Genomic DNA, 21,226 nt, shown 5'->3' with positions numbered 1-21,226 from the left:
GGGTAGCTCTGTTACTCTTATAAAGTCACAAATAGCACTATTCACTTGTCACTTTATGAAAGTAAAAGCCAAAGCTGTTCTCGGCCAGATCAGCGACATGGACCTGCGTCTGCTCCGCGTGTTCAAGGCCGTGGTGGATTGCGGGGGCATGGCCGCAGCCGAGCTGGAGCTCAACATCGGCACATCCACGGTCAGCCGCCACATCAAAGACCTGGAAACCCGCCTCGGCCTGACCCTATGTCGTCGTGGACGGGCCGGCTTTGCGCTCACCGCGGAAGGGGAAAAGATCTACGCCCAGACCACCCAGTTGCTGGCTGCGACCGACGCATTCCGCAGCAGCGTGGACGAAATCCACCAGCGCATGGGCGGGCAATTGCAGGTGGCGGTGTTTGATAAAACGGCCAGCAACCCGGCCAGTCACATTGCCGAAGCCATTGCTCACTTTCACGCGGAAGCCCCCGACGTAGGGCTGAATCTGCATGTGGCCACGCTCACCGCCATCGAACGCGGCGTGCTGGACGGGCAATTTCACGTCGGCATCATCCCCGGTCACCGGGCGTCGGACGTGCTGGACTACACCCCACTGTTTGACGAACACATGCTGCTTTACTGCGGCACGCGCCACGCACTGTGGAATTCGGACCCGAGCGCCTTGAACTGGGAAACCTTGCCCAAATACGAGTTCGCGGGGCTGGGCTACCACTCCCCCAACATGGAATTGAGCCAGCGCATGCGCCTGCCGCGTCGCGCTACGGGGTTTGACCAGGAGTCGATTGCCACGCTCATCCTCTCGGGCCAGTTTTTGGGCTTTCTGCCTGACCACTACGCCGAAAGCTTTGTGCGCAGCGGCCGCATGCAGGCCGTGCGGCCCGACCTGCTGCACTACGCCTGCGAGTTCTTCGCCATCACCCGCAAGTCACCCCAAGCCAGCCGCGCGACACGGGCGTTTCAGGAGTGCTTGGTGCGGGCGCATGGGGAGTGAAAAGAGCTCGATCACCTACCCGCATGATGCAGGCTTCGGCGCTTGCGCTTGTATCCCCCAACCGAGGCTGCACCAACCGATCCCACCACCGCAGTAACTGCCCTCAGGCTTGCATGCCGTAAAACCTGAAATCCATCTCCGGCTTCTGGCCATGGATCAGCTCGGCAATGGCCTTGCCCGAGCCCGCACCGTGTGTCCAGCCCAAGGTGCCATGCCCTGCGTTGACCCATAGCCCGCGCACCGGGGTTTGGCCGATGAAGGGGATGTTGGTGGGAGTAGCGGGGCGCAGGCCGGTCCAGTAGTTGGGCTGGCCGCCCTGTTCTTCGGTGCGGGTGTCACAGACGCCGGGCAGCACTTCTTCAATGCGACGCGACAGCATGTGGCAGCGGGCTTGGGCTACCGGGGAGTCGAGCGATAAATCGAACCCGCCGACTTCGATGGTGCCTGCCACGCGCAGTTCATCGCCCAAGCGGCTGATGGCGATTTTCTTGGCATCGTCGATGGTGGAGACGAAGGGCGCCATTTCCGGCTTCAGGATTTTGAAGGTAGCGCTGTAGCCCTTGCCGGGGTAAATCGGCAGGTCTACACCCACCGTGCGCAACAGCGGTGCGGTGTAGGAACCCGCGGCCACCACGATGTGGTCGGCCTGAAGGGTTCGCAGCGAGCCTGCAACGTTTTCCCCCTTGGGGCCCGCAGACAGTGCGCGGACAGCTACAGATTTGATAGTGCCCAGGCTCAAATTCAGGCCGTCCACGCTGTGTTCGTACAAAAATTCCGCACCGCGTGCGATACACCGCTTGGCCAGCTCTTGGGTGAAAACGCGGCAATCGCCCGACTCGTCGCTGGGGGTGATGGTGCCGCCCACGATCTGGTGGGCAAACTGTTTGAAAGCGGGCTCAATCTTGAGCAGCTCATCTTTGCTGATGACCTGGCGGTTGACGCCGTATTTGCGCATGAGCGCGGCTGCTTCACCTGCGGTATCAAACGATTTTTGGTCGCAGTAGTAGTGGGCAATGCCACGTTCCAGACGGTTGTATTCGATGCCGGTGGTGGCCACCACGTCTTTGAGGGCCGCATGGCTGTAAGCCCCCAGGGCGACGAGCTGTTGCACATTGCGCTCAAAGGCGGTGTCGTTGCAGTTGGCCAGGAACTTCAGGCCCCAGGTGTACTGGTGCAGGCCGGCGCCAAACGGGTTTTGCGGGCGGAACAGCAGCGGGGCTTCTTTGCTCAGCATCCACTTCAGCGCCTTGAGCGGGGCTTCCTTGTTGGCCCAGGGCTCGCAGTAGCTCACCGAAATTTGCGCGCCATTGGCAAAACTGGTTTCCATGGCGGCATCAGGCTGGCGCTCCACCACGGTCACTTCGTGGCCGAGCTCCAGCAACTGCCAGGCGGTGCAAATGCCGATGGTGCCGGCGCCGAGAACAATGATTTTCATGCTGCCAGTGTCGTCCAAGCCCCTGTCTTGCAAAAGCGAAATGAAAGCGTTTGCGAAAACATTAGCAGCGCTAATAATGTGGGCCATGCGAACATTCGATACCGACGCCCTGGAATGCCTGGCTGCCATCGTGGAAGAAGGGGGCTTTGAGCGCGCAGCCGTGCGCCTGTCCATTACCCAGTCCGCCGTCTCGCAGCGCCTGCGCGCACTGGAGGCGCAGGTGGGCACCGTTTTGCTGGTGCGCAGCCGTCCGGTGAAGGCCACCACAGCGGGGCGCCTGCTGATCAAACATGCCATGCAGATGCGCCTGCTGCGCGCCGACCTGGAGAGCGATTTGCTGGAGCTGGCGCCCAGCACCGGGGCCTCGCGCGAAGACGAACGCATCTCGATTGCGGTAAACGCCGACAGCATTGCCACCTGGGCACTTTCTGCGCTGGACCCGCTGGTGCACGCCGGGCTGCCGCTGGAAATCATCACTGACGACCAGGATTTCACCCATGAATGGCTGCGCGAAGGCCAGGTGCTGGGCTGTGTGACCACGCTCAAGCAAGCGCTGCGCGGCTGCAAGGTGCTGCCGCTGGGCGCCATGCACTATGTGGCCGTGGTGAGCAAAGACTATGCGCAGACGCACTGCCCGCAGGGCCTCACGCCGCACAACTTTCGCAGCATCCCGTTTGTGGCCTTCAACCGCAAGGACGATTTGCCGTCCGAGTTTGTGGGCCGGGCGCTGAACCTGCGTCGCGTGTCCGTGAGCCAGCGTTTTGTCCCGAGCTCCGAGGGCATGGTGCGCGCAGTGCTGGCCGGTTGGGGCGCCAGTGTGGTGCCCGAGCTGCTGGTGCGCGGGCTCATTAACGAGGGGCAACTGGTGAATGTGGTGCCCACGGTGACCCTGCCGGTGAACCTGTATTGGCACTGTTGGAACCTGAACTCCGAAGTGATTGACCGCCTCACGGCAGCCCTGTCGCAGGCAGCAGAGCGCATTTTGGTAGCCAAGACTGCTTAGTCACAAATTGGGCGTTGCATCCGCAATTTGACGACCGGGAATAGAATGGCCAGTATGACCACTGTTGCGCCCGCCAAGATTTCCTTCAAACAGCAAATGTTGCAGGCGCGTGAAGACGCCATCATCCGCGCGGTGAACCTGCTTCTGGCCGAAAAAGGCTTTGAGGCGATGACCGTGGACGAAGTGGCCGCGCAGGTGGGGATTGCCAAGGCCAGCTTGTACAAACACTTTCCCAGCAAGGAAGACCTGGGGGCTGCCGCCATGGCGCACCTGATGGCCCAGGCGCAAGCCTTTCTGGACACCTTGTCAGAGGACCAAGCCCCTTTGGACAAGCTGCGGGCCGTAGTGCGCTGGACCATGGGCCTGAAGCTGGGGGGCGAAATGCCTTCGTTGCCCAGCCAGAACTCCACGTTGCGCGCCACCCTCATGGGCCACAAGGCTTACATGGATGGCCTGATGGATGTGAGCGACCGTCTGGGGGAATGGATTGTGGAGGCCCAGGCACAAGGCCTGATCAATCCCAAGCTGCCGGCCATTGCCGTGCTCTACACCCTGTACGCACGCGCTTGTGACCCGGTGCTGGAGTTCCTCAAGATGGGTGGATTGCAGACCGACGAGGAAATCATCGAGTTGGTTTTGACGACCTGTTTTGAGGGGCTAAACGCGCGCTAGACCATGTGGATATTGCGCGAGCAGCTCCTGAATTGGTAGCAATTTAGCCCAGCAACTCAAACCGCCACTCCACCTGCTGCCGCAGGGTTTGGCCGGTGCTGAGCACCTGCAGGCCCGGCTGGCCTTCCGCGTGGAAGGCGTCGATCGGGTGGGTCACCGGCTCAAAACAAAAGTGCACGCCCTGCGGCGGGCGGTACAGCAGACAAAACCCGTCATTTTTTCCACGCGCCACCACAGCGGGGTCGCGCATGTGCAGGCGCAGGCCGTGTTCGGGCCAGTCGATGTGGGACTCGCCACTCCAGCCGGTGTAGGCGTTGTCGATCAGGCTGCCGCTCACGCCCATGCCTTGGCGTGGGTCCCAGCTGGGCGGAAAGTCGGAGGTGTGGGCGGTGGGCATGGGGTCGGCCCCGCTCAGCCACACACCCTGCACCGCTGCATGCAGGCGCGCATTGGGCGTGCGCAAAAACGCCGGGTGTTGGCCCAAGCCATAGGGCAGGCTGCCCTCGCCCAGGTGGGTCACTTCCAGCAACTGGTCCATGCCGTCCTCGCGCAGCACAAAGCGTTGCAAGGCGCGGTAGTGGTAGGGGGCGCCTTCAAAACACTTGGATTCGAGCGCCATCTCCAGCGTATCCAGCCGCGGCTGGCGGATGGCCCAGGGCTGCAACCAGCCGTCGCCATGGATGGGATAGGGTTCACCCACGCGGTTGGGGCGCATGGGGTGTGTCACGCCCAGGTGGGTGAAGCCACCGCTGCCAATGCGGTTGGACCAGGGCACCAGCGGGAACGAGGCCGTGGTGTAGAGGTCTGCCACGCCGCCCCACGGACGCCAGAGGTCCAGGGCTCACCGTGCCCCCTGTCGCGTTGCCAGTTGGCAACGCTCCCCCCAGGTGGGCAGCAGGCCTAGGCGTTGGCCACCGTGTTGGAGCCAATGGATGGTGTGGGGAAGGGGTAGGTGACATGTAGGAATTCAGGGGCGGTTGCCCAGACGGGGGCACGTGGCCCGCGTGCATGCTAAGGACCCTAGACGAAAACTTGGAAATAGAAAGTTAGCAGCTCCATCACTTATTATTATTGCAATGGATATGGTGAATCTAGGAAATTAAATCAGTGTCCCAAATTAAATGTAAAAATCGTTCATTCAAATTCATAAATTAAACCTGAATGCCCTAAAAATCTGTATGTTAGCCACGCTAATCTTAATTAGATCAATATCAATTATCTGCTTACTATTCACTTACTTCTTGATACCAATTTCAGTACGATCTGGTGAGGCCACTAGAGGCACAGGCTTGAGGCGGCTACGCGGGTGCAGCTCTTCTGACATCCCATGGCCCCGCTTCTACTTACATCTTGAGGAGAAATTTACAATGAAAATCAAACGACGTACCCTGGTAGCCACCGCTGTGGCTACTTCTTTGGCCCTGGCTTTGCCCCTGAGCGCTTTTTCCCAAAAAAACTCGTGGTGGGCTTTAGCCAAATTGGCGCTGAAAGCGAATGGCGCACCGCCAAAACCAACTCCATGAAGTCCGCCGCCACCGCCGCTGGCATTGACCTCAAGTTCTCTGACGCACAACAAAAACAGGAAAACCAGATCAAGGCTCTGCGCTTTTTCATTACTCCTTATGGGGGACATTGATTGCACTGACTCCTGTAGTTTCTTCCAGCTTGGACACCGTGCTGAAGGAAATCAAGGATACCAAAATTCCCTTGATCTTGGTTGACCGTTTGATTGATTCCAAAGACACCTCCCAATACGTCCCTCTATATCGGCGTTTGACTTTGTGAAGCAAGGCTAGATGGCTGGCGAGTGGTTGGCTGCCAAAAAGCCAAGACCATGAAGGGCGAGATCAATGTGGTCGAACTGCAAGGTACCGTGGGATCTGCTCCTGCTATTGACCGCAAAGCGCCAAGGTTTTGAAGACGCCATCCAAAGCAATTCCATCATCAAGATCATCCGCTCACAAACCGGTGACTTCACTCGTGCCAAGGGCGAAGGAAGTCCTGCGAGCTTACTTGAAGGCTGAAGGCAAGAAGATCAACGTGCTTTACACCTACAACGACGACATGGCCATCGGCACCATTCAGGCCATCGAAGAAGCTGGCCTGAAGCCCGCCAAGGACATCCTGATGATCTCAGTGGACGGTGTGAAGGGTGCGTTTGAAGCCAAGATTTCCGGCAAGCTGAACGTTTCCGTGCATTACAGCCCCCTTCTCGGCCCTCTGGTCATGCAAGCTGCTAAAGACATTGTCGCTGGCAAGCCGTGTCGCTAAGCTTATCAACGGCAAGGACGGCGTGTACCCAATGGAAACTGCTGCTAAAAAGTTCCCCAGCCTCCAATATTTATTTCTTTCTCGTATCGACGCAGTATCCATTTGAACTCCTGATTTGGCCCGCGGCGTAGCCCGCTGCGGGCCTTTTTTCTCAAAGCAATGACCTCTACACCTACGGCCCCAGCAGCCGTCGCACCTGCGCTGGAGCTCACCGGAGTGAGCAAACAGGTGGGCAATGTGCGCGCGCTGACCACAGTCGATTTGCGTCTGTACCCAGGAGAAATCCACGCCCTGATGGGGCAAAACGGTGCGGGTAAATCCACCCTGATTAAAGTGCTCACCCGAGCGTTTACCAAGCGAGATCAAGGCGTAATGCGCCTGTACGGGAAATCCATCCGCGCGACCTCGACACTGAATGCCCAGCATCCAGGAATCAACACCGTCTACCAAAGAGGTCAACCTCTGGTTTAATCTATCGGGTTGCAGAAAATATTTTGCGGAGTCGCTATCTTCGGCCTGGATGAAAACGCTGGTTGGGCGCATCGACTGGGTACGCCCTCCCCGAGAAGCGCGCGCACTGCTCGCCCGCCTGAACCTGAATATTGACGTCACCGAAAAACTCAAGAGCTGCTCCGTGGCGGTACAGCGGATGGTGGCGATAGCCCGTGGCCTGAGCATCTCTGCCCAGGTATTAATCTTGGACGAACCTGCTTCCAACACCTGGATGACGAAGAGATGGAGCCCCTCTGTAGCATGCTTTCCGCCGATTGCGCGACCAAGGCATGGCAATTTTGTTTGTCACCCATTCTCTGGACCAGGTGTACGCCCTGTGCGACCGCATTACCGTGCTGCGCAATGGCGAACTGAATAGGCGAATACTAAACCGCACCGAGTTAGGCCTGCAAGGCCCTGATCGCCGCCATGGCCGATATACAAAGAAATGGTATTGACCGAACTGCCAGCCGCCGCCTGCAGGGTCAACACGATGCCGAGCCGTATTGGCTTGAAACCAAGGCTCTGAATCGCCGAGGCAACGTTAAGGCTATGGACACAGATGTCCGCCAGGGGGAAGTGGTTGGTTTGGGCGGATTACAGGCCAAGGATAGGACCGAGCTGGCGCGATTGCTGTTTGGACTGGACCCGAAAGATGGTGGGGAGAAATCTGCATCAACGGCGAAACGGTGGAACATCGACACCCCAGCCAAGGCCATCAAACTGGGCACAGGACTGTGCCCCGAAGACCACCAGGCGGAAAGCATCATTGCCGACCTGTCAGTACGCGAAAACATTGCGCTGGCCTTGCAAGCCCACTGAAATCTGGAACCTACATCATTAAACTGAACAAGCGAAAGTGGCCGACAGCTACATCAAGGCCTTGGGCATCAAAACACCGGATGCGGACACGCCCATTGGACTGCTTTCAGCCAGCAATCAGCAAAAGGCGGTGTTGGCGCGCTGGCTGGCTACATAACCCACCCTTTTGGTACTAGATGAACCTACTCGCAGCATCAACATCGCCGCCAAGCAGAAATCATGAATGAGAAAATACTGAAGTCTGTGGGAAGCAAGGAATAAAGATGCTGTTTATCTCCTCCGAAATGGAAGAGGTGGTGCGCGTCTCTGATCGCATCGTGGTATTGCGTGACCGTGCCAAGAGTGGGCGAATTGCCTGCGGGTACGTCAGACGCCACCGTCTACGCGATGATTGCGGGGCAAGCATGACCAATACACAAACTTCACTTTGTGGGGCGGATGCGCGCGCATTCGCTGTTCTGGCCCCTTGTCACCCTGTTTTTGATTCTGACGGTAAATGCCAGTCTAAACCCAGGCGACTGGAAGTTGGAGTGGCGCGACGACCGCAAGCATGGGAATTGTCATCGACATTCTGAACAGTGCAGCACCGCTGATGCTGGTTTCGCTGGGGATGACCTTCGGTGATTGCCCCGCGCGGCATCGACATTTCCGTGGGCGCTGTCGTCGCCATCAGCGCGTCTGTTGCGGCGCTTATGGTCGGCGGAACCCTGGTGATCACCGATGGCGTGGCAGCCCACGTCAGTCGCTTTCCGATGTGGATCGCCATCATCTGTGCCCTATTAGCCGGACTGGGCTGCGGCCTGTGGAACGGCCTGTTAGTCGCCAAGTTGGGCTTGCAGCCCATCAAAGCCACCCTGATCCTGATGGTATCGGGTCGTGGTGTGGCGCAGCTCCTTACCGATGGCCAGATCATCACGGTCTATTACCCTGTGCCGCACTTCTTCATTGGAAATGGCTATCTTTGGGGTCTGCCATTTGCCCTGTTCATCGCGGCGTTCGTGTACATACTGACGCATTTGGCAGTCACCCGCACTGCCTTGGGCTTGTTCATCCAAGCCATGGCATCAACCCGGCAGCAGCCCGTCTGGCGGGCGTGCGCGAACGCTTGATTAGCATTAGCGTCCGCGCCTTTTGTGGATTGACGGCCGCCATCGCCGGCTTGATCGTCAGCTCCAACGTCAAAAGCGCGGATGGCAACAACGCGGGCAACTTGCTGGAGCTTGACGCTATTTTGGCGGTCACGCTCGGCGGAACGCTGCTTAACGGGGGGCGATTCAGCCTGGCGGGCAGCATGATTGGTGCACTGATCATCCAAGCAGCTCACCTCTTTCATTTACTCCATTGGGGTGCCGCCTGAAATCAACTTGGTGGTGAAAGCCGCCGTCGTGTTTGTGGTCATGCTCTTGCAATCTGCAGAATTCCGCCAGGCGTTGCTTCGCTTAGTGGTGCGCCCACCGTCCGGAGAGTGCGGCATGAAGATCCCTCGCAAATTCATTCCGTTGATAGCAACAGTGTCCCTGTTTGCTGTCATGTCGACTTACGGAGGAATTGCCTACAACGGCTTCTTTGCCCCCCAGGTGTTTCTCAACCTGCTCATTGACAACGCTTTCTTGCTCGTGGTCGCCGTGGGGATGACCTTCGTTATTCTGTCCGGCGGGATTGACCTCTCGGTAGGCTCGGTCGTGGCCCTGTCCACCATCGTCTTAGCCGCCTTGGTGCAAGACCACCAGTGGAGCATGTGGGTCGCCATTCCCTTGGTACTCACCATGGGGACCCTGTTCGGGGCCTTTATGGGCTGGTTGATTCAGCGCTTTCGCCTGCAGCCCTTTATCGTGACACTGGCCGGTATGTTCTTGGCACGCGGGTTGTGCTACCTGATCAGCATTGACTCCATCAGCATTACAGAAACCGGCTATACCTCTGTGGCCCAAACCCGGGTTCACCTTTGGACGGATGGCCCCATGTTGTCGATCAGTGCGATTCTGTCTATCGCGGTGCTGTTGTTGGCTATCTTTCTCGCGCACGCAACCCAGTTTGGCCGCACGGTCTACGCGATGGGCGGCTCAGAGCACTCCGCCACACTCATGGGCTTGCCCGTAGCCCGCACCAATGTGCAGGTCTACGCATTTAGCGGCTTGTGCGCAGCCCTGGGTGGCGTGATTTTCACCTTCTATATGTTATCGGGCTACGGACTGCACGCAGTGGGCTTGGAACTGGACGCCATTGCTGCGGTCGTGATTGGCGGCACCCTGTTGAGCGGTGGCGTGGGCTACATGGCAGGCACGTTGTTTGGCGTGCTGACACTGGGCATCATTCAAACGCTGATCATGTTTGACGGTTCGTTGAGCTCTTGGTGGACGCGCATTGTGATTGGCATCTTGCTTTTCGTGTTCTGTGTAATGCAACGTGTTTTTGAGTCTGATCGTAAGTCCAGTTGAATTTTGAGGCTGGTCCGACCGACCAGCCTCTGGCTTGAGTTTCACAACAAAATCCCGTGCAAGCCGAGAGCCGCAAAGTACGGCCATGAGGAGAAGACATGATTCGAAAGATGTTGGTCTGCGTTGGAATCCTCTGTGCACTGCACGCCTAAGCACAAGGCGTCACTGACGGCGCCATTGTGTTTGGTCAGTCAACTTCGTTATCGGGTGCTGCGGCGCAACAAGGCGTGGATTTCAACTTTGGTGTGAACCTTCACTTCTATGAAGTGAACCGCAGCAGAGGGATTCACGGCCGCAAGCTCGAACTGAAAATTCTGGACGACCGTTACGAGCCTGAACGGACTACAGCCAACTCCCAGCGACTCATTAACGACGAAAAAGTGTTTGGGTTGGTAGGCTATGTCGGCAGTGCGGCGACTCAGGCTACGCTGCCGATGATCACGCAGTCCTCTATCCCCTTCATTGGGGCATTTTCTGGGGCCGAAGATCTGCGATCACCCTTCAACCCCAATGTATTCAACATTCGCGCCAGCTACATGGACGAGGCCGAGGCCATTGTTCGTCACCTCAATACCTTGGGCTTTAAACGCATTGCGGTGTTCCATGAAAACGACGCCAATGGCCGCTTAGCGCTTCAGGGCGTCGAGCGCGCATTGAAGGCGCGGGGACTTACCTTGGTCGGCAATGGCTCTGTGGAGCGCAATGGCATTGACGTCGCGCAGGCCGTTAAAGACATCACGGCAACCCAGCCCCAGGCCGTAGTCATGATAGCCGCCTATGGCGGAACTGTGGCCTTCATCCGGGAAATGCAAAAGCTTCCCTCCCCACCGTGGCTGTGGAACCTGTCGTTTGTAGGAAGCCAAGTGTTGGCGCGGGAACTCGAAGAGCGTGGTCGTGGCATCCAGGTGTCCCAGGTAGTGCCGTTCCCCTGGAGCCCCAACTCCACGGTAATGCGTGCTTACAGCAAAGTGCTGGCCGAGGTGAAGGCGGAGCCGGGCTTCGGCTCGTTGGAGGAGCTATTTGGCGGCCAAGGTGATTGCGGAAGGTCTGCGCAGAGCCGGGCCCAACCTGACCCGGGCGGCATTCGTCAAGGCATTGGAAACCATGCAGCCCTATGACATGGGAGAGCTACAGCGTGAAGTTCACCCCGAGCAACCACAACGGTTCGACCTACGTGGATCTGACCATGATCACGGCAGATCAAAAGTTCGTACGCTAGGAGGGCCAGACCATGCTAAACAGAAGATCCCTGGTTATTTCAAGTGCGCTGTCTTTCGCCGGCACACGGTCCATGGCCCAAAACCGCAGTCTGGTACTGGGTTTCGCACAGGTCGGAGCCGAAAGCCAGTGGCGTGCAGCCAACACCAAGTCCATCCAGGAGTCGGCGGAAGCTGCAGGCGTGAAGCTGCAGTTCGTCGATGGCCAAGGCCAGCAAGCATTGCAAATACAAGCCATCCGATCGTTCATCCAACAAAAGGTCGACGTCATCGCGTTGGCCCCTGTCGTCACCACGGGCTGGGATGAGGTGCTGACTGAGGCCAAAAAGGCCCGCATTCCCGTTATCTTGACCGACCGCAGCGTCGAGACCCAGGACGACAATCTTTACATCACCACACTGGGCTCAGACTTCACAGAAGAAGGCCGTCGCGCGGGGCGCTGGCTGCTGCGCAACGCCAAGCCAACGGGCACGATCCGCATCGTCGAGCTACAAGGCTCCACGGGATCGGCCCCCGCAATCGAACGCAAGCGCGGTTTTGACGAGGTCATTCGGGCCGTACCGCGCATGAAGGTCGTGCGCTCGGAAGCGGCCGACTTCACACAACCTACAGGCGAAGACCGTGATGGCATCGTTTTCTGAAAGGCCGAATCAACAATATTCAAGTGGTCTATACCCACAACGACGACATGGCGCTTGGCGCTATCGAGGCGCTGGAAGAGGCGGGGGCTCAAACCCGCCAAGGACGTAATTGTGATTGGTGTTGACGCCGTGAAGGGCGCTTTTGAAACTATGCAGGCCGGAAAAATGAACGTGACTGTGGAGTGCAACCCTCTGATTGGCCCGCAGCTCATGGACTTGGTGCGACTGGCCGCTGACGGCAAACCCATTCCCAAACGGGTGCAGAGTCGCGAAGGCGTGTTTCCCATGGAAATAGCCGAGCGGGAGTATGCCAAGCGTAAATACTGATGTGACTGAAAGTACCGCACTCAGGCACTATGTTGGTGCGCATTCGCTGACGGATAGTCAGAGTTTCAGGGAATCATAAGAAGACCGGCAAACAGTCTCTTGAGGAACATCTTAATGTCGAACCTTGCTATCCCACCCCCCGGTCGCCGAACCGTATTCGGACGCCTTGGCATGGTAGTTCGCGGCATTTTTGACCTCCGAAGGCGCTGGTTCTTGCGGCGCTCCTTGGCTACCAAAATTGCACTGCCCGCGATTCTTGTCACACTGTGCCTGCTGGTTGTCTCCGGGGTGGCGTGGACTGCCAATAGCGGCATGTCGTATGAACTGCACAACGTCGCCGACAAGGGCATGGTCAACATCGAAGAGGCGCGCCTTCTGGACTCCGCCCTACAGGAGCTGCAACTGGGCGCCACACAGGTGGTAGCCGCATTGGCGCTGCAACAAAATGCCGTCGTGATCGACTCCATGAAAGCGCGCTTGGGCGGCAAGCTGACCGAGTTTGAAAGAACCATCACTGACGCCAACACACTCGCCGCCAAAGGTGGCGACAGTGTGGAGGCCACCGAACGTGCCGACGATCTGAAAACCATTGTCGAAGCGGTGAACGACTATCGCGCGGGCTACGACCGGGTGTTTTCGGTACCGGCTGGTGACATTGCCGCTGCGGCCAACGCACTGGTCATGCTCAATGATGCACACCGCATCGCTGTGGACAAAGTCAGCATTTTGCTGAGCCGCGAAGCTAGTGCAGCGCAACAGTCTCTGAAGCAACGGAGATGCCCTGGCAACGCTCAATACGCGATTGATCCTGGGCGTCAGCGTATTTTCAGTCATCTTGGCAATCTTGGTCGGCTACGCCAGTACCGCTACTTGCCGCTGTTTACTCCGTCAAGGTGGAACGATTGCCGCAGCCTTGGAGCAAGGCGATGCCCCGTTGAACATCGATGTTGAGCCGCACGGCGTGGCTGGACGCACCGTACGGGCCCTGTCCGGACGTGTCGGCCAACCTGAACAAGCTGGTTGCCAATGTGCGAGATTCCGGCCACCCATGTCGAACAGGCATCACAAGAGAGTGAAGCTGGTAACCACGACCTGTCCCACCCCACCGAAGAAACAGGCCAAAGCGTGCTGCAACAAACAGCGGCCTCCATGGATGAGCTCAGCATCACCGTCAAGGCCAATGCAGATGCGGCACGCCCAGGCTAACCAGTTAGCGAAAAGTGCCTCTTCCGTCGCCCTGCGCGGCGGTGAGGAGGTTGGCCAAGTGGTGCAGACCATGAAGAGCATCAACGACGCCTCGCGCAAGATCGTGGACATCATCAGCGTGATCGACGGCATTGCCTTCCAAACCAACATCTTGGCGCTCGACCCGCAGTCGAGGCGGCACGGGCCGGCGAACAGGGGCGTGGTTTTGCCGTAGTCGCCAGCGAAGTACGCAGCTTGGCCGGGCGCAGCGCCGACGCAGCGAAGGAAATCAAACAGTTGATCCACGCCAGTGTGGCGCGTGTCGAGACGGGCTCCAAGCTGGTGAACCAAGCGGGATCCACGATGAAGGAGGTGGTGGACGCCATAGGCCGAGCCACCCAAATCATGGGAGAAATCAGCACGGCCAGCGCCGCCCAAAGTGAAGGCGTGGCGCAAGTGGGCGAGGCCGTCTCCCAAATGGACAAGACGACCCAGCAGAATGCGGCCTTGGTCGAACAAATGGCCGCCGCCGCCAGCGGGCTCAAGACCCAGGCCACGGGTTTGGTGCAGATGGTGGCGGTGTTCAAACTCGGTAGTGTGGGCTGAGCTTCCGGCAACTTTCGACTTGCCAGTCCAAATGGCTATTGGCCCTTGTAGCTGTTGCGCAAGCAGCTGTGAATACAATGGCGTTTTTATTCAACGCTCCTGTATGCAATACCGTCAAATTAACCGCGCTGGCTGGAACATTTCAACCGTAAGCTTTGGCGCTTGGGCCATTGGTGGCACCTGGGGCGCCGTGGACGACAACGACTCCATGGCGCGCTGCACCGCGCACTTGATCTCGGTGTGAACTTTTTTGACACCGCCGATGTGTACGGCGACGGCCGCAGCGAACGCCTGTTGGCGCGCCTGCGCAAGGAACGCAGCGAGCCCTTCTACATTGCCACCAAGGCCGGCCGGCGCTCGAACCCCCATGTCGCAGCCAGCTACACACGAGCCAACCTCACGGCCTTTGTAGAGCGCAGCCTGCAAAACCTGAATACCGAGGCCATCGACCTGCTGCAGCTGCACTGCCCCCCACCGAGGTGTTCTACATGCCCGAGGTCTTTGGCGTGCTGGACGACTTGGTCGCTGAGAGCAAGCCGCGCCACTATGGCGTGAGCGTAGAGAAAGTGGAAGAGGCACTCAAAGCAATTGAATACCCCGGCATGCAAAGCGTGCAAATCATCTACAACCTGTTTCGCCAGCGCCCGGCCGAGCTGCTGTTTGCGCAGACACAACAACGCGGCGTCGGCGTCTTGGCACGCCTGCCGCTGTCCAGCGGCTTGCTCAGCGGCAAGATGAGCGCGCAGAGCAGCTTTGCCGAAGACGACCACCGTGGCTTCAACCGCGAAGGCGCGGCCTTTGACAAGGGTGAGACTTTTTCGGGCCTGAATTTCAACGTAGGGCTGCAGGCCGTGGAAGCCATGCGCCCCTTGGTACCCGCTGGCATGAGCATGGCGCAAATGGCGCTGCGCTGGATCCAGATGCACCCAGCCGTCACCTGCACCATTCCCGGGGGTAAAAATCCGGCCCAGGTCGGCGACAACGTCGCTGCGGCCGATATGCCCGCGCTGAGCGATGCGACTATGGCCGCGTTGGACGCGATATATGCCCAATACGCCAAGCCGCTGGTGCACCAGCGCTGGTAGCCCACCGTAGCGGTGGCAGTTGGGTACTGTCCCGCCGCCTCAACAGTGCAGTGCTGGAGCTAGCGCACCAGCAGCGCAGGCACTTTGCACTCTGCCAGCACCTGCGTAGCCACCGAACCCATCACCAAGTTCCCCAAGGCGCTATGGCCGTGCGAGCCCAGCACCACCAGGTCAAACCGGCCCTGCTCAGCCAGTTTGGCCAGTGCGGGGCCAGCCGGGCCCACCTTGCTACTGCTCTTGGCGGTGATGGCATGCCGTTGCAGAAATTCCAACACCGGCCCCAGCACCTTGGCGGACTCGTCTTGGTAATAGCCTTCCACCACCTCTTTGCCCAACGCTGCGCGGGCATTCGCTGGCAAGGCGGGCTGGGCGGTGAACACGGTGTAGTCATGGTCCGTCGACAGCAAGGCGTCGTGCGTCGCTAGGTAGGCCAGCATTTTCTTGCTGTAGCTGCTGCCGTCGACCGCCAACAGGACTTTCATGGGTACTCCTTGCCCTTGAATTCCCCGCCAGTGTAATCGCCCGGTTACACAGCGCCCTGTCTTACGTCAAACACCCCGCTGTTATGCACAAAAACAGCCAACTTTGTTGACGCGGTTTCGCCATACGTGCTACGGCTCGCAGGTCAATAACAATGATCAGGGAGTCACCATGTCAGTTTTTCATCCGCTGCCTTCACTCCCACAACCCGGGCGCCGAAGTCTGCTACTGGCCTTGGCCAGTTGCTGCGCGCCAGCGGGCGCACGGCTGCATCCGGCCTCGCAGCACCGCTGATGTTGGCCCAGTCTTGGGATGTCAAACAAAAAGACTTGGGCGGCACCAAGGTCAGCGAAAAATTCGACGGCGTGCGGGGGGCTACTGGGACGGTCACCGACTGCTGACCCGTGCTGGCAACCCCATCGCCGCGCCCGCGTAGTTCCCGGCCGGCTGGCCCAGCGTACCGCTGGACGGTGAGCTGAGGGTAGGCCGAGGTCAGTTCTCTGAGGCGGTATCTACGGTGCGCGACCGGACGCCCGACGAAGCTGCCTGGCGCAAACTGCGGTACCGGGTGTTTGACCTGCCCGCGCACGGCGCCCAGTTTGATGAGCGCATCCCCGCACTACGGGCCGTGGTGCAGCAAATCCATCAGCCCTGGGTACTGGCAGTGGACCAGTCGCCCGCCAGCACCACCGCAGCCTTGCAAGCCCAGCTGCGCACCACGGTACAAGCCGGCGGCGAAGGGCTGATGCTGCACCGGGGCAGCGCCCACTATGTGGCTCGGCGCAGCGACGATTTGCGCAAGTTCAAACCCTTTGACGACGCCGAAGCGCGCGTGGTCAACCACGTGCCGGGCCGGGGCAAGTACGCGGGTCAACTGGGCGCGCTGTGGGTGGAGCCCGTGGTCGTGGAAGGGCGCACCAGACAAGGTTTCAAGCTGGGTACGGGCTTCAGCGATGCACAGCGGCGCAATCCACCCCCCGTAGGCAGCTGGGTGACCTACCGCTACCGCGGCGAGACCGACACCGGCGTTCCGCGCTTCGCCAGCTTCTTGCGCGTCGCGGTCGATCCGGGTCTGTGACAAGGCCGGCCCGTACTGGGGCACGGGTTGTCAATGTGTGCGTTCGAATTGCTACGAAAGCAGGAGCTGCTCGCGCAATTTCTGTAAGGGCTAGGTGCCAATTTCTATCAAAAGCTCCGGCCGATACGCTAGCTGTTCATTTTTGCGCGCATAGCCCAGCGGATTGGCCACCACGCGGCAGCTGCCCACGCGGTAGTCACTGGGTGCGTGCAAGTGCCCGTGCAGCCAAAACTGGGCGTGCGGCAGCAAATCGTCCAGCGCGTTGCAGAAACCAGCCGTGCCCGGCACCAGCCCATACCGCGGGTCCGCGCTGTGCAGGCTGGGCGCAAAGTGGGTGATGGCCACGGTGGGGCCGTCAAACGGCTGGGCCAGCGCGGCGCGCAGCCAAAGCCTGGCAGACCAGCGCCTGCTCGCGCAGCCCCTCGGCCAACCAAGGTGCGCCGTGCCTTGTGGTCAGTGTTTTCTTCAGGTAGTAGTTGGCCGCGCGAAACGCTTTCTCGCGCGCCTTGAGCTGCTGCGCCAGCGAATTGACGGGGGGCCGGGCTCCCGTCTTGTGGGGACCAGATGCCTGCGGATTGAGTGCATCAAAGTCAGTCCATAGCGTGGTGCCCACCAGGCGCACGCCACCTAGCACCAGGGTTTCGCGCTCCAGCCAGTGAATGCCCAACCGCAGACAAGTCGCCTGCAACCGTTCGTGGGCCGCATCAAAGTCAAAGGTGTCGTATTCGTGGTTCCCCGGCACAAACACCACCGGGGTCGGCCAGCCCTGCAACGGAGAAAACCGGCCCAGCCCAAAATCCTGATCGAGTAGCAGCGAGCCGGGCTGGTAAGAGCCCACATCACCGGCCAGCACCAACAGGTCGGCGCCGGGCAGCGGCGTGGGCTTCCAGTGGGGGTGTACTTCTAGGTGCAGGTCGGATAGCAGCTGAATTTTCATAGTGAGAACAGATGCGAACCCAGCACTTCAATTTGCCCGCGCAGCCAAGCGTGGGCGGCATCACTGTCGAGGCGCTGGTGCCACAGGGCGTCTACCTGGATGGGCGATACCTTGAACGGCAGCTCGCGGATCACCAACTGGTCGGCAAACCCGGTCACATTGACAAAGTGGCGCGGCAACACGGTGAGCAGGTCCGAGTGCACCACCACTTTGCCAGCGGTAAAAAACTGGTTCACCGTGAGCACCACACGCCGTGTGCGCCGCAGGTTGGTGAGCGACTCGTCGATAAAACCAAACGCCCGACCCGAAAAGCTGACCAGTAGGTGCTGGGCTTCGCAGAAACGGTCCAAGGTGAACTTGCCCTGGGCCATCGCATGGTCCTTGCGCATCACACACACATAGTCGCCTGCAAACAGGCGGTGGTGCAAAAACGATTCCGCTGCGCCCGACTGCGCACGCGCCGTGAGATCCGTCAACACCGACGGAAAGTGGCCCACAGCCAGGTCAGCATCGCCTTCGTCGAGAACACGGCGCGGGTCGCGCGTGGTCAGTGGCACCACCCGCAGCGACACACCTGGCGCCTCGCGCGCCAGTACCGCTACCAGTCCGGGCATCAGCCCGGCTGCGGTCGCATCCGCCATGGTTAGCACGAAGGTGTTGTCGGCCGTTGCCGGTTCAAACACGGCGGGCGCTAGGGCGGTTTGCAATTTGTGCAAGATGTCTCGCACCGCAGGCCACAGCTCTTGGCCGCGCGCGGTGGGCTCCAGGCTGCGGCCTTTGCGCACCAGCAACTCATCGCCCAGCGTGTCGCGCAGGCGGCGCAGGGCGTTGCTCACGGCGGGTTGGGTCAGAGCCAGTTGCTCTGCCGCTTTGGTCAGGCTGCGCTCGGCCATCACGGTGTCAAACACCTTGAGCAGGTTCAGGTCGAAAGTGCGCAAATTGATGCTGGGTTTGGACATCACTCAATCATAAGTCCGGTGAATAGCAAACATCACCAACATAAAGTTGAATCGCACGAGGGAAAACCCTATGATTCATCCATCTCAAAGATTTAACCCCAGTAAGTTCCCCTTTGATTGAAGGAGTTGACCATGACACAAGTACTTTCTTACGCCTATTTTGACGCTGCTCCTGCTGTACGGGCTGCAGCTCCTGTCCGCAAGACCGCCGGCTCCCGTACGCTGGCTGGCATGTTGCTGGCTGCCGTGTTGTCCGCTTTGCTGGTGGTTGCCGGCCAAGTGATCGATACCTGGACGGACGGCCACCTGTTGGCAGGTTGGGTTGCTCTGTGGACGGTGGCATTCGCCGCTTTGGCCTTGCTGGCGCCACCCCTGCGCAAGATGTCCTCCATTGCATCGCGCTTGATCACAGCGTCCTTCCAAGCTGCCAAAGAACGCCGCATGGAAGAGAAGATGTGGGAATACGCCAACCGCGACCCCCGCATCATGGCCGAACTGCAACACGCTGTGATGCGCAGCCGCAACGAAGTCTAAGCACCGAATCAGCGGTACGCGCCTTAAGGCACGTCCATAGAAAAAGCCACCCTTGAGGTGGCTTTTTCATGTCTAGCCCTGACAGCTTGCACGGCCGGCCAGCTCTTTTCCCCCGCTCAGGCTGCCAAGCGCTGCGCTAATAGGGTTTGCGTCTCTTCGAGTTCCTTGGGCAAATGGTAGGCCAGTTGGGCAAACAACTCCGAATGCAGGGCCAGCTCAGCCTTCCAGTCGGTTTTGTTCAGGCTGGTGACCGAATCAAACTGGGCTTGGCTGAAGTCCAGCCCCGTCCAATTGATCTCAGCATACTGGGGCGCCACGCCAAAACCAGTTTCTACGCCGGGAGCTGCCCCTTCAATACGGTCAATCATCCACTTCAACACGCGCATGTTCTCGCCGTAGCCGGGCCAGACGAACTTGCCATCGTCGCCCTTGCGGAACCAGTTGGTGGTGAATATCTTGGGCTGCGTCGCGCCGGTGGCAGCCAGCTTCCCGCCAATGTTCAGCCAATGCTGGAAGTAGTCGCTCATGTTGTAGCCGATAAAGGGCAGCATGGCGAACGGGTCGCGGCGCACGATGCCTTGCTGGCCCACCGCCGCAGCGGTGGTCTCCGACCCCATGGTGGCGGCCATGTAGACGCCTTCGGTCCAGTTGCGCGCTTCGGTCACCAAGGGCACTGTGGTGGATCTGCGGCCACCAAAGATGAACGCATCAATCGCCACGCCATTGGCGTCGTCCCACTGGCTGTCCAGCGCGGGGTTGTTACCGGCGGCCACGGTAAAGCGGGCGTTGGGGTGGGCGGCGGGTTTCAGTTTGCCATCTGAGCCATTGGCTTTGGCAATTTCTGGGGTCCAGTCCTTGCCCTGCCAATCAACGAGGTGCACTGGCAAGCCGCCCGTGTCTTTTTCCATGCCTTCCCACCACACGTCACCGTCATCGGTCAACGCGACGTTGGTGAAGATCACGTCTTTGTCCAAGCTGGCCATGCAGTTGGGATTAGTGTGGAAGTTGGTACCCGGGGCGACGCCAAAGTAACCCGCCTCCGGGTTGATGGCGTAGAGCTTGCCATCGGCGTTGGGCTTGATCCAGGCAATGTCGTCACCGATGGTCGTGACCTTCCAACCTTCAAAACCCGCAGGCGGCACCAACATGGAGAAGTTGGTCTTGCCGCAGGCACTGGGGAAAGCAGCGGCGACGTGGTATTTTTTGCCTTGGGGATTGGTGACGCCCAAGATCAGCATGTGTTCGGCCAACCAGCCCGGGTTACCCGTAGCGCCTTCAGAGGCGGTGCGGCCCATATTCGACGCTATGCGCAGGGCAAAGCACTTTTTACCCAACAAGGCATTGCCGCCGTAACCAGAGCCATAGCTCCAAATCTCACGGGTTTCTGGATAATGCACGATGTACTTGGTCTTGCTGCACGGCCACTTCACATCCGCCTGGCCCTGCGCCAATGGCGCGCCCACGGTATGCACACAGGGCACGAAGTCACCTTCAACGCCCAGCACCTCGTACACCGCACGGCCCATGCGGGTCATGATGCGCTGGTTCACGGCCACATAGGCACTATCCGACAACTCGATACCAATGTGGGCAATGTGGGAGCCCAGCGGCCCCATAGAGAACGGAACCACATACATGGTGCGGCCTTGCATGCAACCGTCGAACAGCGCTTTTTCGCCATCCTTGCCCGTTTGCAGTAGGGCGCGCATCTCGGCTGGCGCCATCCAGTTGTTGGTGGGACCCGCGTTTTCTTTTTTCTCGGCGCAGATATAGGTACGGTCTTCGACGCGGGCCACGTCGCTGGGGTCAGACCAAGCCAAGAAGCTATTGGCGCGTTTGGCAGGGTTGAGTTTTTGGAAGGTACCTGCATCCACCAGTTGCTGGCACAGGCGCTGGTATTCCTCGTCCGAACCATCACACCAGTAAACCGTCTTGGGCTTGCACAGCGCCACCATGTCAGCAACCCAGGCGATAAGGTTGGCGTTTTTAACGTAGCTAGGGGTGTTCAGGGTGAGGCCCTGCATCACGGGTGCGTTCATGAAAAGCTCCTAAGTTTGTAAAT

Annotated in this window: 16 protein-coding genes and 6 pseudogenes; 16 read left to right on the top strand and 6 right to left on the bottom strand. The window is 59.3% G+C overall.

Annotated features, from left to right (window positions below; translation table 11 throughout):
• The first annotated feature begins 55 nt into the window (after nucleotides 1-55).
• Complete coding sequence (locus U5O12_RS05675) at nucleotides 56-982, top strand: LysR family transcriptional regulator (protein WP_322577696.1); 927 nt, start codon at nucleotides 56-58, stop codon at nucleotides 980-982.
• A gap of 103 nt (nucleotides 983-1,085) precedes the next feature.
• On the opposite strand, the gene U5O12_RS05670 is transcribed toward U5O12_RS05675, so the two are convergent.
• The gene (locus U5O12_RS05670; protein ID WP_322577695.1) at nucleotides 1,086-2,417 is read right to left on the bottom strand and encodes a D-amino acid dehydrogenase; all 1,332 of its coding nucleotides are present in this window, start codon (nucleotides 2,415-2,417) and stop codon (nucleotides 1,086-1,088) included.
• Between the two features lie 85 nt (nucleotides 2,418-2,502).
• Here U5O12_RS05670 and U5O12_RS05665 point away from each other — a divergent pair, with 85 nt between their 5' ends.
• Nucleotides 2,503-3,420 carry a LysR family transcriptional regulator ArgP gene (locus U5O12_RS05665; protein WP_322577694.1) on the top strand — a complete coding sequence of 306 codons (918 nt, stop codon included), beginning with the start codon at nucleotides 2,503-2,505 and terminating at the stop codon, nucleotides 3,418-3,420.
• Between the two features lie 54 nt (nucleotides 3,421-3,474).
• A complete protein-coding gene (locus U5O12_RS05660) occupies nucleotides 3,475-4,092 on the top strand; it encodes a TetR/AcrR family transcriptional regulator (RefSeq protein ID WP_322577693.1) in 618 nt (205 codons plus the stop codon).
• Nucleotides 4,093-4,135: 43 nt separating this feature from the next.
• Here the strand turns inward: U5O12_RS05660 and U5O12_RS05655 are convergent, their stop codons facing one another.
• Nucleotides 4,136-4,903 carry an aldose 1-epimerase gene (locus tag U5O12_RS05655; RefSeq protein ID WP_322577692.1) on the bottom strand — a complete coding sequence of 256 codons (768 nt, stop codon included), beginning with the start codon at nucleotides 4,901-4,903 and terminating at the stop codon, nucleotides 4,136-4,138.
• Nucleotides 4,904-5,459: 556 nt separating this feature from the next.
• On the opposite strand from U5O12_RS05655, the pseudogene U5O12_RS05650 reads away from it, so the two are divergent.
• From U5O12_RS05650 to U5O12_RS05605, 10 genes and pseudogenes are all read left to right on the top strand, one after another.
• Nucleotides 5,460-6,469 (top strand): annotated as a pseudogene (locus U5O12_RS05650) (ABC transporter substrate-binding protein).
• Between the two features lie 53 nt (nucleotides 6,470-6,522).
• On the top strand, nucleotides 6,523-6,834 hold the full coding sequence (locus U5O12_RS05645; protein ID WP_322577691.1) for an ATP-binding cassette domain-containing protein: 312 nt from the start codon (nucleotides 6,523-6,525) through the stop codon (nucleotides 6,832-6,834).
• 573 nt (nucleotides 6,835-7,407) lie between these two features.
• Nucleotides 7,408-7,677 (top strand): hypothetical protein, encoded by a 270-nt coding sequence (locus U5O12_RS05640; protein WP_322577690.1) that lies wholly within the window; start codon nucleotides 7,408-7,410, stop codon nucleotides 7,675-7,677.
• A gap of 438 nt (nucleotides 7,678-8,115) precedes the next feature.
• Nucleotides 8,116-9,131 (top strand): annotated as a pseudogene (locus tag U5O12_RS05635) (ABC transporter permease); the annotation flags it as partial.
• 18 nt (nucleotides 9,132-9,149) lie between these two features.
• Nucleotides 9,150-10,115: a galactofuranose ABC transporter, permease protein YjfF gene (yjfF, locus tag U5O12_RS05630; RefSeq protein WP_322577734.1), complete on the top strand. Its 966-nt coding sequence runs from the start codon at nucleotides 9,150-9,152 to the stop codon at nucleotides 10,113-10,115.
• A 179-nt stretch (nucleotides 10,116-10,294) separates the two neighbouring features.
• On the top strand, nucleotides 10,295-11,233 hold the full coding sequence (locus U5O12_RS05625; protein WP_322577689.1) for an ABC transporter substrate-binding protein: 939 nt from the start codon (nucleotides 10,295-10,297) through the stop codon (nucleotides 11,231-11,233).
• A 113-nt stretch (nucleotides 11,234-11,346) separates the two neighbouring features.
• Nucleotides 11,347-12,300: pseudogene (locus U5O12_RS05620) on the top strand (ABC transporter substrate-binding protein).
• A 225-nt stretch (nucleotides 12,301-12,525) separates the two neighbouring features.
• Nucleotides 12,526-13,251, top strand: a complete 726-nt coding sequence (locus U5O12_RS05615; RefSeq protein WP_322577688.1) for a hypothetical protein — start codon at nucleotides 12,526-12,528, stop codon at nucleotides 13,249-13,251.
• Nucleotides 13,252-13,350: 99 nt separating this feature from the next.
• Nucleotides 13,351-14,091 (top strand): annotated as a pseudogene (locus U5O12_RS05610) (methyl-accepting chemotaxis protein); the annotation flags it as partial.
• Nucleotides 14,092-14,194: 103 nt separating this feature from the next.
• Nucleotides 14,195-15,176 (top strand): annotated as a pseudogene (locus U5O12_RS05605) (aldo/keto reductase).
• Nucleotides 15,177-15,235: 59 nt separating this feature from the next.
• Here the strand turns inward: U5O12_RS05605 and U5O12_RS05600 are convergent.
• The gene (locus tag U5O12_RS05600; RefSeq protein WP_322577687.1) at nucleotides 15,236-15,658 is read right to left on the bottom strand and encodes a universal stress protein; all 423 of its coding nucleotides are present in this window, start codon (nucleotides 15,656-15,658) and stop codon (nucleotides 15,236-15,238) included.
• Nucleotides 15,659-15,898: 240 nt separating this feature from the next.
• Between U5O12_RS05600 and U5O12_RS05595 the strand changes: the two genes are divergently transcribed.
• The gene (locus tag U5O12_RS05595; protein WP_322577686.1) at nucleotides 15,899-16,057 is read left to right on the top strand and encodes a hypothetical protein; all 159 of its coding nucleotides are present in this window, start codon (nucleotides 15,899-15,901) and stop codon (nucleotides 16,055-16,057) included.
• A gap of 62 nt (nucleotides 16,058-16,119) precedes the next feature.
• The gene (locus U5O12_RS05590; protein ID WP_322577733.1) at nucleotides 16,120-16,734 is read left to right on the top strand and encodes a DNA ligase; all 615 of its coding nucleotides are present in this window, start codon (nucleotides 16,120-16,122) and stop codon (nucleotides 16,732-16,734) included.
• Nucleotides 16,735-16,824: 90 nt separating this feature from the next.
• Here the strand turns inward: U5O12_RS05590 and U5O12_RS05585 are convergent.
• Nucleotides 16,825-17,671: pseudogene (locus tag U5O12_RS05585) on the bottom strand (metallophosphoesterase).
• Nucleotides 17,668-18,630 carry a LysR family transcriptional regulator gene (locus tag U5O12_RS05580; RefSeq protein ID WP_322577685.1) on the bottom strand — a complete coding sequence of 321 codons (963 nt, stop codon included), beginning with the start codon at nucleotides 18,628-18,630 and terminating at the stop codon, nucleotides 17,668-17,670. Before U5O12_RS05580 ends, U5O12_RS05585 begins: the two are co-directional and overlap by 4 nt.
• A gap of 132 nt (nucleotides 18,631-18,762) precedes the next feature.
• Between U5O12_RS05580 and U5O12_RS05575 the strand changes: the two genes are divergently transcribed.
• On the top strand, nucleotides 18,763-19,164 hold the full coding sequence (locus tag U5O12_RS05575) for a hypothetical protein (protein WP_322577684.1): 402 nt from the start codon (nucleotides 18,763-18,765) through the stop codon (nucleotides 19,162-19,164).
• 116 nt (nucleotides 19,165-19,280) lie between these two features.
• Here the strand turns inward: U5O12_RS05575 and U5O12_RS05570 are convergent, their stop codons facing one another.
• A complete protein-coding gene (locus U5O12_RS05570) occupies nucleotides 19,281-21,203 on the bottom strand; it encodes a phosphoenolpyruvate carboxykinase (GTP) (protein WP_322577683.1) in 1,923 nt (640 codons plus the stop codon).
• Nucleotides 21,204-21,226 lie beyond the last annotated feature (23 nt).

It is taken from the genome of Rhodoferax sp., assembly GCF_034519335.1.
GTDB lineage: Bacteria > Pseudomonadota > Gammaproteobacteria > Burkholderiales > Burkholderiaceae_C > Allorhodoferax.
The sequence above is the reverse complement of the archived record's forward strand: the minus strand, read 5'-3'. Positions and strand labels throughout refer to the sequence as shown.